The sequence below is a fragment of the Desulfurobacterium pacificum genome (assembly GCF_900182835.1).
GTDB classification, from domain to species: Bacteria; Aquificota; Aquificia; order Desulfurobacteriales; family Desulfurobacteriaceae; genus Desulfurobacterium_B; species Desulfurobacterium_B pacificum.
In genome coordinates this window covers 261,259-277,319 of record NZ_FXUB01000002.1, presented here as the reverse complement: position 1 = coordinate 277,319, position 16,061 = coordinate 261,259, and the positions used below count along the sequence as shown (strand labels likewise).

Annotated in this window: 14 protein-coding genes; 10 read left to right on the top strand and 4 right to left on the bottom strand. The window is 36.0% G+C overall.

Features of this window, described 5'->3' with window-relative positions; genetic code table 11:
- Positions 1-107: 107 nt before the first annotated feature.
- Genes smc through QOL23_RS05150 form a run of 10 tightly spaced genes read left to right on the top strand, consistent with a single transcriptional unit; the run spans position 108 to position 13,054 of the window.
- Positions 108-3,620 (top strand): chromosome segregation protein SMC, encoded by a 3,513-nt coding sequence (gene smc / locus QOL23_RS05195; protein ID WP_283400530.1) that lies wholly within the window; start codon positions 108-110, stop codon positions 3,618-3,620.
- A 1-nt stretch (position 3,621) separates the two neighbouring features.
- Positions 3,622-4,854, top strand: a complete 1,233-nt coding sequence (locus QOL23_RS05190; RefSeq protein ID WP_283400529.1) for a type II secretion system F family protein — start codon at positions 3,622-3,624, stop codon at positions 4,852-4,854.
- Entirely contained in the window at positions 4,847-6,100 is a 1,254-nt protein-coding gene (locus tag QOL23_RS05185; RefSeq protein WP_283400528.1) for a hypothetical protein, read from the top strand. Before QOL23_RS05190 ends, QOL23_RS05185 begins: the two co-directional genes overlap by 8 nt.
- Positions 6,084-6,626: a hypothetical protein gene (locus QOL23_RS05180; RefSeq protein WP_283400527.1), complete on the top strand. Its 543-nt coding sequence runs from the start codon at positions 6,084-6,086 to the stop codon at positions 6,624-6,626. Before QOL23_RS05185 ends, QOL23_RS05180 begins: the two co-directional genes overlap by 17 nt.
- The gene (locus QOL23_RS05175; protein WP_283400526.1) at positions 6,613-6,957 is read left to right on the top strand and encodes a hypothetical protein; all 345 of its coding nucleotides are present in this window, start codon (positions 6,613-6,615) and stop codon (positions 6,955-6,957) included. Before QOL23_RS05180 ends, QOL23_RS05175 begins: the two co-directional genes overlap by 14 nt.
- A gap of 9 nt (positions 6,958-6,966) precedes the next feature.
- Positions 6,967-8,481, top strand: a complete 1,515-nt coding sequence (locus QOL23_RS05170; protein ID WP_283400525.1) for a secretin and TonB N-terminal domain-containing protein — start codon at positions 6,967-6,969, stop codon at positions 8,479-8,481.
- Between the two features lies 1 nt (position 8,482).
- Entirely contained in the window at positions 8,483-9,487 is a 1,005-nt protein-coding gene (locus QOL23_RS05165) for a tetratricopeptide repeat protein (protein ID WP_283400524.1), read from the top strand.
- Complete coding sequence (locus QOL23_RS05160; protein WP_283400523.1) at positions 9,462-10,283, top strand: type II secretion system protein; 822 nt, start codon at positions 9,462-9,464, stop codon at positions 10,281-10,283. Before QOL23_RS05165 ends, QOL23_RS05160 begins: the two co-directional genes overlap by 26 nt.
- Complete coding sequence (locus QOL23_RS05155; protein WP_283400522.1) at positions 10,280-11,383, top strand: type II secretion system protein; 1,104 nt, start codon at positions 10,280-10,282, stop codon at positions 11,381-11,383. The genes QOL23_RS05160 and QOL23_RS05155 overlap by 4 nt, the downstream gene beginning before the upstream one ends.
- A gap of 9 nt (positions 11,384-11,392) precedes the next feature.
- Entirely contained in the window at positions 11,393-13,054 is a 1,662-nt protein-coding gene (locus QOL23_RS05150; protein WP_283400521.1) for a GspE/PulE family protein, read from the top strand.
- A gap of 74 nt (positions 13,055-13,128) precedes the next feature.
- Here QOL23_RS05150 and QOL23_RS05145 read toward each other — a convergent pair whose 3' ends face one another.
- The 4 genes from QOL23_RS05145 to QOL23_RS05130 form a co-directional block, all read right to left on the bottom strand.
- Entirely contained in the window at positions 13,129-13,737 is a 609-nt protein-coding gene (locus QOL23_RS05145; protein ID WP_283400520.1) for a prepilin-type N-terminal cleavage/methylation domain-containing protein, read from the bottom strand.
- 95 nt (positions 13,738-13,832) lie between these two features.
- A complete protein-coding gene (locus QOL23_RS05140) occupies positions 13,833-15,041 on the bottom strand; it encodes a cytochrome c3 family protein (RefSeq protein ID WP_283400519.1) in 1,209 nt (402 codons plus the stop codon).
- A gap of 123 nt (positions 15,042-15,164) precedes the next feature.
- Positions 15,165-15,845 carry a class I SAM-dependent methyltransferase gene (locus QOL23_RS05135; RefSeq protein ID WP_283400547.1) on the bottom strand — a complete coding sequence of 227 codons (681 nt, stop codon included), beginning with the start codon at positions 15,843-15,845 and terminating at the stop codon, positions 15,165-15,167.
- 60 nt (positions 15,846-15,905) lie between these two features.
- Complete coding sequence (locus QOL23_RS05130; RefSeq protein ID WP_283400518.1) at positions 15,906-16,055, bottom strand: hypothetical protein; 150 nt, start codon at positions 16,053-16,055, stop codon at positions 15,906-15,908.
- Positions 16,056-16,061: the final 6 nt, after the last annotated feature.

The following is a 16,061-nucleotide window of genomic DNA, read 5'->3' as shown; positions in this document are numbered from 1 at the left end:
CAACAAAAACTAAATATCGTCCTACAAAGTTGTTATTCCTCTTATCTTCAAAACAAAAATCAACTCTGGTAAACTTTTTCTGTCCACAAAACAAGGAGAGGAACTAAATGCTCATAAAATCCCTCAAACTTAAAGGCTTCAAATCCTTCGCCGATGAAACCGAAATCAAATTCTCAGAGGGCATAAACTGCATCGTAGGACCGAACGGCTGCGGAAAAAGTAACATAGTTGACGCTCTCAAATGGATAGTAGGAGACAAATCAGCCAAAGGAATCAGAGCAGACAACCAGAAAGACGTAATCTTCAAAGGTTCAGAAGGAAGAAGAGCTGCCAGAAGCGCCGAAGTCACAATAACCTTATTAAAAAACGACCTTTTTGACGTCGGCGAACCAACGATAGAAATAAAAAGAAAAGTCAAATCTACAGGCGACAGCGAATTTTTCATAAACGGCAGAAAGGTTAGATTAAAAGACATTCAGGAATTCTTCGCCTCAATAGGTCTTGGCAACAGAGACTATGCCTTCTTTGAACAGGGACAGATAGACAAAATCCTAAAGATAAAACCTCACGAAAGAAGAGAACTAATAGACGAAGCAGCAGGAATAACAGTATTTAAAGAAAAAAAAGAAGCTACACTCAAAGAATTAGAAGAAGCCGAACAAAACCTTGAAAACGTCAGAGGTGTAATTGAAGAAGTTGGTAAAAATCTAAAGCAACTCAAAAGTCAGGCAGAAAAAGCAAAGAAATTCAAAGAACTAAGAGAAAAAGAAAAGAACTTAGAAACCCTGCTCTACGGAATACAGCTCAAAAACTTACGCGCCACAAAAGAGCTAACGGAAAACACACTCAAAATCCTAAGAGAAGACAGACATTCCTTAGAATCGGAAATAGCAGCCCTGCAGGTAGAGATAGAAAATTTAAGAAAAGAGTTAGATGAAACCACTAAACTTATAGAAGAAACGTCAGAAGAACTTTACGAAGTGGAAAAAAGCAAAAAAGAAGCCTCTGTTAAAAAAGATTTCCTTTCAAAAGAAATCGTTAGAATAAACACCGAAATCAGGGAAAAACTCCACGAAAAAGACGCAAAGCAGAAAAAGATAGAAACCCTAAACAAAGAAATAGAAGTCCTGAAGCAAGAAGAGCAACAATTAAAATCCAAAATCACAACGTTAAAAGAAAAGAGAGAAAAGTTAGAAACCGAACTCAAAAACTTAGAAGAACAGCAGCAAAACCTAAAAAAAGAGCTTGCTAAACTACAAAACACCATCTCCCAAACTACAACTTTCATAAATAAACTGAATCTTGACATCGCAAGAGAGGAAGAACGTTATAAATCCCACAAAAATGCCCTTGAAAAACTCCCCCCCCAACTCAACACACTCCAAAAAGAAAAAGAATACTTTGAATCTCAGGTCTTAAAACTTGAAGAAACCCTACAAAAACTCAAAGAGAGAAAAACCAATATAGAAACCTCCATCAAAGAGGAAAGAAAGAAAAAACTGGAAAAAGAAGAAGCTATCCTTTCTCTTGAAGAAGAAATCAGCAGAGTATCCCACGAAATAGCAGCTCTAAAATCAAAAATAGAAAGTACCGAAAGAATTCTCTCCACCCTCAATTTAGACAAATTAGAAGAAAAAATCGTAGAGAGCGGAAAACAAGGTAAAGTTAAAGGCTACATAGGACTCCTCATAAACCTATTAGACGTAGAATCAGGCTGGGAAAGAATCGTAGAAACCTACATCAAAAAATTCGGCGCAGGAATAATCCTTAAAACCTTTGAAGACGTAATCTGGGTGAAAGAAAGGATAAAAGGAAACGGCAGAGTTCTCCTCTTAAGCGCCGACGTTGAAGAAGTAAAAGGAGAATACATACCGGAAGCAACACCTCTCACTGCCCATGTCAAACCGAGAGACACCAGAGTTAAAAACTTAGTTAATCTCCTCTTTTCAAACGTCTTTTTCGTTCAAAGCGGAGCAGAAAAGTTAGCTAAAAAATATCCCAAATGTACGTTCATTGACAAAGACCTCAACATCTTCTCCGGCGAAGGTTCATACGTAGGAAAGCTTAAGCAGAACAACTCTCTATTAGAATTAGAAAAAGAATTAATCAACCTCAAACAGCAACTTGAAGAGAAAGAAAAACACCTCTCCGAACTAAAAGAAAAAACCAAACCTTTAAGGGAAGAGCTTGAGTTTATTGAAATAGAGATTGAAAGACTTAAAGATGAAGCCCGTTCCATTGAAATGGAAACGTTCCAAACAGAGTCAAAACTCAAAGAAGCAAAATCAAAGGTTCAAGAAACAGAGAAAAAGATAAAAGAATTGCAGGAAAAAATTGACAATTATCGCAAGTCAGTAGAAAGTTTTTCCTCAAAGATGGAACTTTTCAATAAAAAGCTTAAAGAGTTAGAAAACCAGAAAGCAGAAATCATTAAAGCCTTAAAAGAGAAAGAACAGGTGTTAGAAAACCTGCAAAAAGAAATAAACAGATACAAAGATGAACTGTCTACCGTTCGCTCCGAAGAATCGGTTCTCAAAGAAAAGCTCTTTAACCTTCAAGAGAAGATAAAAGGAAAGGAGCGCTTTCTTAAAACACTTCAACGAGAAATTACAGAAACTGAAAACAAAATAGAAGAACTCTACCAGCAACTGAAAAACGCAGAAGAAAACCTTTCAAAGGCAGAAGAACTCCTCTCTGGTGTTGATGAAGCGATAGAAGAAATCAGGAAAGAGCTAAAAGAGTTAGAAGAAAAAAGACGTTCTCTCTCAACAATAATAAAAGATAAAGAAGAAGCTCTCAAATCCCGCCAAAAAGACCTTTCCGAAGTTGAAAAGAAGTTAAAAGAAAACGAGATAACTTTGGCAAAATTAGATGCAAAAGAAGAAGAACTGATAGAAAAAATCCTCTCCCTCAACAAAACAATAGGCGAAGCGTTAGAAAGTGCTTCTCTCTGCGAAAAACCCGAAGAAGAAATCAAAAAAGAGCTGATAAACATAAAAGAAAAAATTTCACGCATAGGCTCTGTAAATCTATTAGCAATTGAAGAGTACGATAAAGTAAAGGAACGCTACGGTTTCATATTAGAACAGGAAAAAGACCTTTTACAATCCATCAAAAACTTAAAAGAAGCCATAAGGAAATTAGACGAAGAAATAGAAAAGAGATTCAACGAAACCTTCAAATTAGTCAACAAACACTTCCGTAAAACGTTCAAAACAGTATTTGGCGGAGGAACAGCAAAGTTAGTCTTGGTTGGAGACAAAATATCCGAAGCCGGCATTGAAATTGAAGCCAAACCACCTGGCAAAAAACACAACAATATCAATCTCCTTTCAGGAGGAGAAAGGACTTTAGTAGCACTTGCCTTTCTATACGCCCTCTACTCAGTAAGACCAGCTCCTTTCGTTGTTTTAGACGAAGTAGATGCAGCATTAGACGATGTCAATACAGCAAGGTTCGTAGAACTACTAAAACAGATGGCAACAGAAACCCAGGTAATAGTTGTAACTCATAACAAAATTACGATGGAAGCAGCCGACGTCCTTTACGGCGTAACAATGGAAATACCAGGAGTATCAAAGATATTAGGCGTGTCTTTTGAAATGTTAGCGGCGGTATAAAATGGCAAAGTACAGGGTTACCCTACTCACCCCCGAAGGTGAAGTAATTGAAGAAACGGTGGAAGTAGAAAATGAGCAGGAACTTTTGACTTTATATTCCCACGGAGACACACTACTCATAGATTATAAAAGAGACTGGCTAACTGCAATAAAAGAATTCTCACTGCTTGATTTTTTAAGCCCCAGAAAAATAACAAAACAAGAACTGGCTGACTTCTGCTTCTACATGGGACGTTCCTTAGATATGGGAATATCCCTTTTAGAAACCTTAGATGACATAAAAGAAACTACCAAAAATCCTTACTTCAAGAAAGTTATAGAACAGATTAAAAACAGCATTACCGCAGGAAGTTCTCTCTCAGAAGCAATGAGAGAAACTGGGGCGTTTCCAGGAGAACTTATCGGTTTGGTAAAAGTAGGAGAAGAAACGGATGCATTGCCTCAAGTATTTTCTAACTACGCCGAATATTTAGACTGGGCAATCCGGTTACAAAAAGAAGTAAAACAGGCACTTGCTTATCCTGCTTTCGTCACAGTAGTTGTTGCATTCACTATAGCCATTATGTTCGGTTATATAATCCCTCAGGTTCTTCCTGCAATTAAAGCCTTAGGATTAAAAGAATACCCTCTTCCCACCAAAATATTACTATGGACAGGAACGTACGTTAAAGCATTCTGGAAACAAATAGTTACAACCCCTATCCTTCTAATAGTAATAATAAAACTATCACTAAAGAAATCCCGAAAACTCCGTTACATGTTTGACAAATTTAAGCTCAAACTCCCCATTTTAGGAGAAATCTTCACCAAGTCATCTTTAGCAAGAGATATGCGCGCAATAGCAGAAGTCTACAGAAGCGGAGGAACACTTCTCAACGCAATAGAACTCATAATAAACTACGTAGAAACCAACCTCTTTTTAAAAGAGGTTTTCTCTCAAGTCAAAGAAAATCTCCTTAACGGAGATATGCTTTCAGAAGCAATGAGGAAAACAGGCTTCTTCGAGCATCCAATAATTAGAATGGTAAAGTTAGGAGAAGACACCGGTGCCTTAGATAAATCCCTACTTCGACTTGCAGAAATTTATGAAGATGATATGCGTAGGAAAATACAGGCAATGACAATGGTAATAGAACCAACCTTACAGCTCATACTCGGAACAATATTAGGAATTATCGCACTTGGTATACTAATGCCTGTATACAACGTTATATCGAGGATGGGTAGTGGCTAAATTATTCGGAGAAATTGACCTTAGCAATAGAGCAAGAGTCCTGCTTAAAAAAAGATTTAAAAATTTCTATCAAGAAACTTCGCTTTCCCAAATTCAAACCCAAAGTCTTACCGCCTCTTTAACAGATAGCTCCATAATGGACAGGATATACGTCCTCCCTAAACTGAGCTCAAAGCAGATAAAAATCGCCATTCAACAAAAGATAAAAAAAGACCTTGAATTTATCGCAGATATCTCAGAAGTCGATTGGATATACTCTGTTTTCCCCGAAGGAAATAACTACAGAATCCTCGCTTCCATAATTAAAAAAGAAAAAATCGCCCCCCTCCCCCAATTCAAAGCTCTAACAACAACATCACAGGTACTCAGCAACTTTCTACACAACAAAGTAAAAACGGATTTCCTTTTAGTCCACTCTTTCTACAACGACTACTTAGTCTTCGTCTTCCGAAACGGACACGTTGACTATATAAGAGGATTTACAACCGAAAGCGCAATTACAGACTCTATAGAACTTACTCTTGAATACTACAAAGAACAGCACAAAGTAGAAATAAAAACTATCGTCTACTCAGGAGATATAACAGAGCTACAGCAACCAGGCAGAAAAGTAATACCTCTAAACGAATTCATTAAAGAAAAAATCCCCTCCCTCAAATTCCTAATTCCCGCCATCCTACCTTCCACAAAAGCTCCCTTCTTCTACGAAAAGAAACTCCTTAAACCAATCCACGCCACCATACCGATATCCATAATTTTCTTAGCTGCAAGCGCTGGGATACACTACAAAGCTACAGAAATAAAGAATGACTTATCCAAACTACACTTCCTAAAATCCTCTCTGGAAAAAAACATCCAAATTAAACAGCAAAAACTTTCCAAACTGACAGAAAAAGAAAAAAACATCCAAAACTTCCTTAAAAAACCAGAAATTAACCTACTCCTCTCAGCTAAAAAACCTGAAATCTACAACTTCATAGAAAGCATGAAAAAACCTCTGAAGAAAACTAACAGCTACTTTCTCACTATAAACGGTAACGGAAAGTCTTTCATCTTATCAACAATTACCTTCTGCCACTATCTTAAAAAACCACAAGAATTCCACGACCTAATCGCAGCTTTAAAAGAAAACAATTACATAACATACTTCAAACTCTTAAACGCAGAAAAACTGAAAAATATAAAAGCAATATCAGCCACCTTTGAAATAAACTTAAGGGCAGAAAGCTATGTTAAGAACCAATAAAGAAATGATAGTACTTACGACTATAACTTTACTATCACTAATCCTGTTTCTTTTTACCGTTTACAGATACATTTCTTTCTCCGAAAACTACGATTCTCTCCAAGCCGAAATATCTCGTCTGCAGAGAGAAAACACAAACCTTCAGTACCAAATAAAAACAAAAGAGCAAGAAATAGTTCAATTAAAGGAACAGAAAGAAAACATCATCAAAAGTATTGAAAAATTCCCCCCTTTTAACTCTCCCGAACTCATAGGCAAAAGGATTTCCGAAATATGCGTCACCGACAACATGCAAATACTTAATCTTAACTCTGCACTAACACCAAAAGAAAACTTCTCCTTAACAACATCAGTAGTTTTAAAAGGAAAGGAACAAAACGCTATTAAAGCAATAAAAGATATATTAAACAGCTTCCCTCTTTCTCTAAAAGCGATAAGCTTATTTAACAACAACGGAACAACGCTTCAAATGTCCTGGAAAACTCCTATCATAAATCTCCAGGAGTTGGGAAATGAAACGGATTAGACTACTATTAACGCTAACTTTTCTCCTATTTTTTCTTCAAAGCGCTAAAGGAGGACTCTTTTACCCTTTAAGTAAACTCAAACAAACCGATAAACAACAAAATACAACAAAAAGAAAAAAGAAACAGACCTCTATCCAATTACCACAATTAACACTTTCAGCAGTAATCACCTCAAATCACAAAAAAATAGCCTTAATCAACGGACTATATCTGAAAGAAGGAGATAAAATAGATATATGTACTGTTAAAAAAATTACAGCTTCACCACCATCAGTTATACTTAACTGTAAAGGCATTAAGCTAACTCTTAAAATCAACCTAATAGATTAGAGGGCTTAGATGAAACGAAAAGCGTTAATACTTTTAAGCACAGCCATCCTATCTTCCTGCGCGTATCAAAACTCCAATGTAAAAACTACTATCCCTCAACCCACTAAAAAGATTTCCCAACCTAAAAAAACGCCTACACTAACGATTAACGTTAATCCTCTACCCTTAAAACCAAAAACTTTAACGGAAATGGAAAACATAAAAACAGAAAATACTCACCCTGTAAACGTTAACCTTACATTTAACGACATACCTCTAAATAAAGCCCTGCTGATGCTTGCAAAAGCCACAGGATACAACGTAATTATTCCGCCAGACATAAACGGAACTGTAACACTTGAACTGAAAGAAGATTCCTTGGAATCTTGCCTCAACGCTCTATTAAAGCCTTTTGGATACTCTTATAAAATAGACGGTAACAATATCTATGTAATCACAAAGTTAACTAAGGTCTTTCATCTCAACCTACCACAAATAAACAGAACGCTAACCTCCTCAATCCAAGCCACTATAGGAGGAGAAAGCAGTAATACAGGAGTAAACACTTCAACAAGTAGTGCTACAATGTCAATTTCTAACAATTATTCATCAGAGTTCTGGAATAACGTTAAAAGCGCATTGGAAACATTACTGAAAGAAGACAAAACAGCTTCTTATTCTATTGAACCTTTAACTGGGACCATAGTAGTATCAGCTAAACCCAAAACGATGAAAAGAATAGAAAACTTCATAAAAACACTGAACAAAGAAACTGAAAAACAAGTACTGATAGAAGCAAAAATTGTAGAAGTAAAATTAGACAAGAAAAATCAAACAGGTATAAACTGGAAATACTTAACGTTCAGTAACTTTCTAGGTTCTGGAGGAGAATATTCCACAATCACATTTAACTCTGGAAGTCCTTCATCAATGCCCTTTCAGTTAAGCGTAGTAAAAGTCAACAACACTTTCTCAGCTTTACTAGGACTTCTATCCCAATTCGGTAAAGTAAACGTCCTATCTTCTCCAAGAATATTAGCAATGAACGGACAACCTGCAATGATAAAAGTAGGTAGAGACTACATCGTTATATACAAAACTCAAACAACTTCTACTACATCTACAGCAGGAGAAACAGCATCTACACTGACAACAGAAGAAATAAACACCGACACCATACTTACAGAAGGCGTTGTTTTAACTATTGTTCCCCATATAGATGATAAAGGTAATGTAATACTGAATATAACACCAGCCATTAGTTCTCTTGATACTCCTATAGTTAGCGGCTTCACAAACACTACAGAAGACCTTCTCAACAAAATTTACGCAGTTAACATCAGGCAGCTTAACACGGTGATAAAAGCCAGAAGCGGTCAAACAATCATATTGGGAGGTCTAATAGCAAAATCCAAATCAGAAACTAAAGAAGGAGTTCCTTTCTTCCAAGATTTACCTCTTATAGGTAACGCATTTAAATCAAATACCCAAACCTCTTCTAAAACAGAATTAGTAATAATGCTTACTCCTTACGTGGAGAAGTAAGATGAAAGCACTACTATATTTGCTAATAACAACTCTCCTGATTTCATTACCTGCCCAAAGCAAGAACTTTTGCTTCATACAATTGCTGTCCGGAACAAACGAAAAAGAAATAGAAAACATCTTTAACCAAATAAGAGAATATCCCTCCACGTTTCTATTGAAATATAATAAATTTTATACAATCAGAGTAGGACCTTTTAAAAACATAAAAATATGCAGATTTAGAAGAAATTATTTAGAAGAAAAATACCGAAACTTGCACCTAAAACCCATAACTTTGATTAGAACGTACAAAATCCCTACTTCCAATCATTTAATCAAAACATTTAATCCCACGAACCAGACAAGAAACGCTAGTATTCACAAACGTCTTACGAAACATAAAAAACAAAAGGAATACCTCTTATACCTTCAAAAAGCAAAAATATGTATGGGCAAAAAAGATTGTACAAACGCCATAAAATATCTTTCTTTAGCCATAGCTAAAAACCCCCACAACCCCCTCCTCTACACCTACTTAGGCTACGCCTACTCCCATATAGGAAACTACACAAAAGCCTTAGAATCTTTCAAAAAAGCATTAGAAATTAATCCTAAATTTGCAGAAGGCTATGCAGGAATGGGATATCTATACCTTCAACTCCACGCTCCAAATGCTGCTGCTTTAGCCTTTAAAAAAGCCCACGAACTAAATCCCAAAGATATCGTCTATAGCGTCAACTACGCCATATCTCTATTAGAAGCAAAAAAATACAAAAACGCTCTTAAAGTATTTAAAGAACTAAAAGAAAAATACCCCTTCCTTCCAGAAATTTACTTCAACGAAGCAATACTACTAATCAAAACAGGAAACTACACCGAAGCCAAAAACGACCTAAAACTCTTTTTAGAAATGACGAAAGCCAACCAATATTACACTCCATATCGGAAAACAGCCCAAAAACTTATCCAAGCCATTAACTCTATAACTAAAGGAAACAATGAAAAAGGAAAAAATACTAAATAGAAAAGGGTTCTCACTCGTAGAATTAGCCATAGTTTTAATTATAACCGGGCTGATAATGGGAGTAGGAATAAAAAGTTGCATCTCTGGAATAACAACTGCAAAAATAGATAAAACCAAGGATAATTTAAACACACTTTCTATTTTTATCCAACGTGAAATATGCAAATATGGTAAATACTCCTTTTCAATTCCTGAAAACCTTTTAACAGATGGCTGGAACAGAAAAATTAAAGTACTTTCTTTTGGTAATTTAACAAGCGACCCCGTATGTAGCATTCCCGACGCAAATACTGCAGTTAACTTATACAACGACACACTCGTAACAAACGTAGCCTTTTTGCTTCTTTCTCCAGGAGAAAACGGAAAAATAGACTCTTTAATAACAACAAATCCAATAATAATCAAAGAAGATGATATAGCAGAAATAATAACTCTATACCAACTCAAAGCTAACTGCTGTAATTCTTACAAACTACAAATACTTACCTCCTTCTTACCTCCAATAACAGAAGGAGAAACTTACAATACTACATTAGTAGTAAAAAATGGTTCTCCCCCTTATACATTCTCTCTTACAAGCGACAATCCTACTTTCAATTCTATAATCAATACCCATTTTCCAGTAAAAACAAACAACAACTACTGTTTTCTCAATCTATCAACGAACGAAACAGAAAGCATTGTGCAAAACACTTTAAGTAGTGAAATTGGAATAAAATTAAAAGTAACAGATAGATTAGGAAACTCAGCAGAAAAAACTTTCTACATAACCTTAATAAAGAGGAATTTACGTTGAGAAAAGCATTCACTCTCATAGAAATGGCTATCGTTTTAGTAATATTAGGACTCATTATTGGTATAGGCACTGGCGTAATGATTCAATTCATTAAATGGAACAAACGGCAACAAACTGCAAAAACTGTTAATTCTGCAACAAGTGAAGCAATCGGCTTGTCCTCTGAAGGAAGCATCAACCCAAACTCATTACCTACTATAACCGACGCTTATTCTCAAAAAATAGTTTACATAATAGCTCAAAAACTAACCTCCTCTTACTTACAACCCCTTAACGCAACTATATGCGACGTTAAGGACACACAACTTTTCCTACAAGATAATGCAACAGGAGCGAAAATCAGTAACATTGCTTTTATAGCTTTTTCCAAAGGCTCAGATTACACATCCAACACCTACTGTAACGAAAAGCAAGTTAACGAAAATACTATCTGTACAGACAACGTAACAACAGACACAACTAAAGATATCGTAAAATACGTAACTCTTCCAGAACTAAAACAATACCTCGGCTGTCCTAGCAACCCTCTCCACATACTGAACAACCAACTCCCAATAGCATATGTAAATGAAAGCTACAACGCAACTTTATACGCAAGTGGTGGGATAAAGCCATATAAATGGAACATAACAGAGACAAACTGCTCTTGGATTAAGACAAAACAAATCAACGACTCTTTTACGCTTTCTGGAACTCCAACACAGCAAGGAAGTTGCCTTATAACTGTAAGTGTAACCGACAACAACACTCCAACACCATTCACAGACATAAAAACTTTCAGCATAGATATTCTACAGACAAGTAACAATACTTCTACAGGAGCTTGTTCATCTTATAATTTAACAATAACTGTAAGCTCCCGCCCACGCTGGAAATATCCAATAAGTATAAGCATTTTCGGTGAATGTGTTAAAACACTGACAAGAGGTAGTTACACAGAATCATCACTACAACCATCCACAACAATAACTTTATATGAAAATTGGTGGTGCATAGATGAAAACACCGTAGTTCTTTCAGGTACCGTATCTTCCTTGGACAAAAATGGCGATTGTGAGACAGTAATAAATTGCACAAATGGAGAATGTACATCTCAATAGGAGCATGCAATGACAGAAAAGCAAAAATTAGGCAAAAAAGAACGCTTAGGCGACAAATTAGTTAGACTTGGACTTATAACTCCTGAACAACTTGAAATAGCCCTTAAAGAACAGAAAAGAACAGGCGAACTTCTAGGAGAAGTTCTTTTAAGGCTCGGATTCATTACAGAAGAACAATTAATGAACGCTCTTTCTGAGCAAAAAGGAATAGAAAGAATAGAAATCTCCTCTTACTTAATAGACCCAGAAGTCATAAAACTAATTCCTAAAAAGATGGCTGAAAGATACAAAGTAATTCCTCTCTCCAAAGAAGGAAATACCCTAATCTTAGGAATGGTGAATCCCTTTGACATAGAAGCTATAGACGTTATCTCAAGATTTACAGGTCTCAAAATAAAACCGGTAAAAATAAAAGAAAAAGAGTTTGAAGACGTCTTCTCAAAATACTACGGAGAAACCAAAAGTATAGAAGACCTAATAGAAGAACTACTATCTGAGGAAATCCCTCCAGGTGAAAGAGACACAAGAATAATCCAATTAGTAGACTACATAATCTTAAAAGGAGTAAAAGATAAGGCTTCCGATATTCATATAGAACCAGCCGAAGCCGTTACGAGAATCCGCTACAGAATAGACGGCGTTATGATGCTCGGCTTTATTCTCCCCAAACAGTTACATTCTTCCATTGTAACAAGAATAAAACTGATTTCTAACTTGAACATCTCCGAAACAAGACTTCCTCAAGATGGAAGGACAAACTTTAAAGTAGGGGAGAAAGAAATTGACCTTAGAGTTTCTACTCTTCCCTCCATCTATGGTGAAACAGTAGTAATGAGACTATTAGGTCTAAATGAAGCTTTACCAAAGTTGGAAGAATTAGGATTTGAGGATTACAACTATAAAACAATACTAAAGAGTATCCAAAAACCTTACGGAATTATATTAGTAACAGGACCTACAGGTTCTGGTAAAACAACCACTCTTTATGCAGTTCTGAACAAAATATTTACCGTTCAAAAAACGATAATAACAGTAGAAGACCCGGTAGAATATAAATGGGAACTGATAAGGCAGGTACAAGTCAACCCAAGAATCGGGCTTACATTTGCAAGAGCATTAAGAGGAATTCTCAGACAAGACCCTGACATTATTTTAATCGGTGAAATCAGAGATGAAGAAACAGCCAAGATAGCTACACAAGCAGCTCAAACAGGTCATCTGGTTTTAACCACTCTACATACCAACGATGCAATATCTTCCATAACAAGACTTTCCGATTTAGGAGTCCCTCCTTTCTTAATAGCAAACTCGCTAATCGCTATTTCCGCACAACGATTAGTAAGGAAAATCTGCCCCTACTGCAAAATTTCATATGAAGCATCAGAAGAGGAAAAAAGATACTTAGGTATCCCAATAGAGGAAAAACTAACTCTATATAAAGGGAAAGGTTGTGAAAAATGTAAATTCAGAGGATACTTGGATAGAACAGTAATAGCTGAAATACTTTACGTGGATAAAGAAATTGAAGAACTAATATTAACTGAAGCACCTATTACAAAAATAGAAGAAGTAGCATTAAAGAAAGGTTTCAAACCAATGTTTGAAAGTGGAAAGGGAAAAGTACTAAAAGGAATAACAACAGTAAGCGAACTAAAACGTGTTATTGGATAACTTACAACAGCGAAAATAGGAATTTCTATAATAGATATGACGGGAAGTTCCCGTCATATCTTCGAACTTAAATCTTAGAATTTATAAACAAGAGCTTTAATACTCGCAGTTCCGTTATAACATTCTACAAGAGTAGGGTTTGAAGTCAAAGTAGCTATCCACTTTGTGGAACTTCCCGCAAAACTACTACTTGTACAGAAAACATTCCCTCCGGTTCCAACACTTCCATCTACAATCCTGTCTATAGATGTAAGATAAGGAAGTGTATCGTTATCAAATGAAGCAGAACAGTCAGAAGATGCACAAAGAATTAAAGCATTATGGTCTTTCCCATCAGTTCCATTGTAATAACCATAAAAAACATAGAAAGTATTAGAACCAGAAGTTATAGCATTAGTATCAGGAGGATTTATAAAATGAGCATTCTCAAGATCTGTCTTGGCATTATCAGTAGTACTATTATCTCCAATAATTCCACTCTTATCTTGATCTCCTGCATACCTTCCCATTCTGTCATAGAAAGCCCATTGATACATTTCCCATTGTTTTACAGCCGTTGCAACTTTTTTAATTCTTGCATTTTCTATCAAATCTTTACCTTTTAGAACAGCACCCATAATAATTCCTATAATCACAAGAACTATAGCCAGTTCAATCAATGTAAAACCTTGTTGTTTCCTCATAGCTACCTCCAGTTAAATATTGGTAATACCACCCTAAATAAAGAATACCTCAAAAGTCCTAAACATTCAAGTCATGATCTGAAACTATTTACTTTTTAGAACGTAGAACCATGAACATGACAACTACTACACTTTTGCCCAGCATTATGACCAATTTCCGAATCTATATCTACAGGCAATCCTAATCCATTAACCGGTGAATAACTCTCTGTTCCATCATGGCAAGCAGCACAAAGAGAAGAAAGAGTTTGCCTTTCAATAATTACATCCGTAGAATTGTTCTCAATAGGTAACTGTATATAGGATAAAAATGATGTTTCGTTAGAAAGGTCATAAATTTTACCTTTAGCGTAAACTATTCCTTCATAGTCACTCTCACTATCGGGGTCTATCAGCACCGTTTTAACACTCGCACTATTATCTTCCTGCTTCACTTCCTCTTCAACAGTTAAAGTCTCTCCAACTCTTTCCACTATTAAGGCATCATTTTTAGAAGCATGAGGGTTATGACACACTATACAAGCAAGTGCAGAATGCGGATTATAATAGAGCAATTGTCCTTGTAAACTTATATTTTTAAATTCTATCTGAGTTACATTAAATGGCTCGTAACCATGAAAATCTCTATAATCTCCTATATCCTTAGGTTGAACATCAACTTCTACTCTACAATCCGCCATTCCATATCCTTTAGTATCTGCCAAAGCTTCTTCCTTTAAAGTATTCCAATTAGAAGAATGGCATTCCAAACAGAATTGTTCAACAGAAGCTACAGGAACACCATTAAACCTTGCAAAATCCGTATCCAACTCAACAAGTCCATCCATATCAGGTTGCCAATGGCAAACTACACAGTCAAAATTATCTATCTTACCGTTATCGTTAAAATCATGAAAATATTTCCTCCCAGAGGTTCCTTTGTAAAAATGCATTAAATCCATATTATCATGACAAACAAGGCAATCTCTGCCACCAAAATCAGTAACACCATTAGCTCCATGACATGCGGAACACACTCTTATGGCGTTATTAACTCCAACTTTAGATACAGCATCTTCTATCAACTTCTGATATTCTTCAGGAGGATATAATTTCGTTCCCATCGTATGTTTAAAATTCTGATGACACAACAAACAATCCTTCTTTCCCCACCCATCCTTATGGTTCTCAGGAGTTAAATAAGGAGCAGCTCTTTCAGAAACATCTATGCCAAAATCCCTATAATGAACGTCAGATTTTCCAAGTCCTCCTCCACAAGAGTAAAGAAATAACATGCACCCAACTATGCCTAACAGCTTTCTCACCTCTTACCTCCCGGCAGGAAAATCAAAGAAAATTCTAATACACTTATTCCAATATTGCAAAAATAAGCCATTACGAAAGAAGAAAAATGCAGAAATACAGATAAGTAAATTTATCTTGCCCCCTCACTTAACAAACCTATACACTTTTACTAAACCCCTTGAAAAATCCCCCCCAACCACCACTTCACTAAAACCAGATTTCTTCACAATCTCTTTAAACCTTTCACCGTGCGGAAAATCCACCACACTCCCATAAAGATGCCTGACTACATCCTCCTTAGAACGCAACCTGGCAAAAGGCACTGCGAACCACTTAAAAAACTTTTCAACAACTCCTCTCCAAACGCCCCTTTCAGGAAAAGCCAATTCCATAACTCCAGCTTTTCCACCTCTTTTTAGCACTCTATAGATTTCTCTTAAAGAATCTTCAATATCATCAAAATGTCTCAAAGAAAAGGAAACAAGAACGGTATCAAAAGAACCACTTTTGAAAGGAAGCTTCAAAGCATCACCACAAACAAACGGAACTTCAGGAAACTTCCTTCTGGCAACTTTCAACATAGAGATAGAATAATCAAGACCTACCAAAAACGGAACGTTCCCGTACAAAAATTTCTCTAATGCCCCCGTCCCACAAGCTATATCAAGAACTCTTCCTTCAGGCTCAACAAAATCAACAAACCTTTCTTGCCACTTACTTATCAAACCAAAAGAAATCACATTGGAGATAAAATCATACCTATCAGCCGACTTCTCAAAAACTTCAACGCTAACAGGTAAACTTTCACGTCTTTTTTGGAGAATAAGTAGCCCCCTAGAGAAGAATACCTAACAAAAGAAAAACTCCCAAAGCGATTAAAAGCCCTACAACCACATAAAGAACGACTGAGAATACCAATGAACAAACTTAACGAACCAAACACCCAAAATAGGTAAAAGCAATATTGAAAGCGTAGCTATAAGAACAATCCAAGCTTCTTTTTCTATATCCCTTGAAGACACCTCTTTAGCCATTTAAAC

Coding starts and splice junctions, on each gene's coding strand:
- QOL23_RS05160 (WP_283400523.1), top strand. CDS start 9,462: ATGAAAAAGGAAAAAATACTAAATAGAAAAGGGTTCTCACTCGTAGAA.
- QOL23_RS05150 (WP_283400521.1), top strand. CDS start 11,393: ATGACAGAAAAGCAAAAATTAGGCAAAAAAGAACGCTTAGGCGACAAA.
- smc (WP_283400530.1), top strand. CDS start 108: ATGCTCATAAAATCCCTCAAACTTAAAGGCTTCAAATCCTTCGCCGAT.
- QOL23_RS05165 (WP_283400524.1), top strand. CDS start 8,483: ATGAAAGCACTACTATATTTGCTAATAACAACTCTCCTGATTTCATTA.
- QOL23_RS05175 (WP_283400526.1), top strand. CDS start 6,613: ATGAAACGGATTAGACTACTATTAACGCTAACTTTTCTCCTATTTTTT.
- QOL23_RS05180 (WP_283400527.1), top strand. CDS start 6,084: ATGTTAAGAACCAATAAAGAAATGATAGTACTTACGACTATAACTTTA.
- QOL23_RS05190 (WP_283400529.1), top strand. CDS start 3,622: ATGGCAAAGTACAGGGTTACCCTACTCACCCCCGAAGGTGAAGTAATT.
- QOL23_RS05145 (WP_283400520.1), bottom strand. CDS start 13,737: ATGAGGAAACAACAAGGTTTTACATTGATTGAACTGGCTATAGTTCTT.
- QOL23_RS05130 (WP_283400518.1), bottom strand. CDS start 16,055: ATGGCTAAAGAGGTGTCTTCAAGGGATATAGAAAAAGAAGCTTGGATT.
- QOL23_RS05170 (WP_283400525.1), top strand. CDS start 6,967: ATGAAACGAAAAGCGTTAATACTTTTAAGCACAGCCATCCTATCTTCC.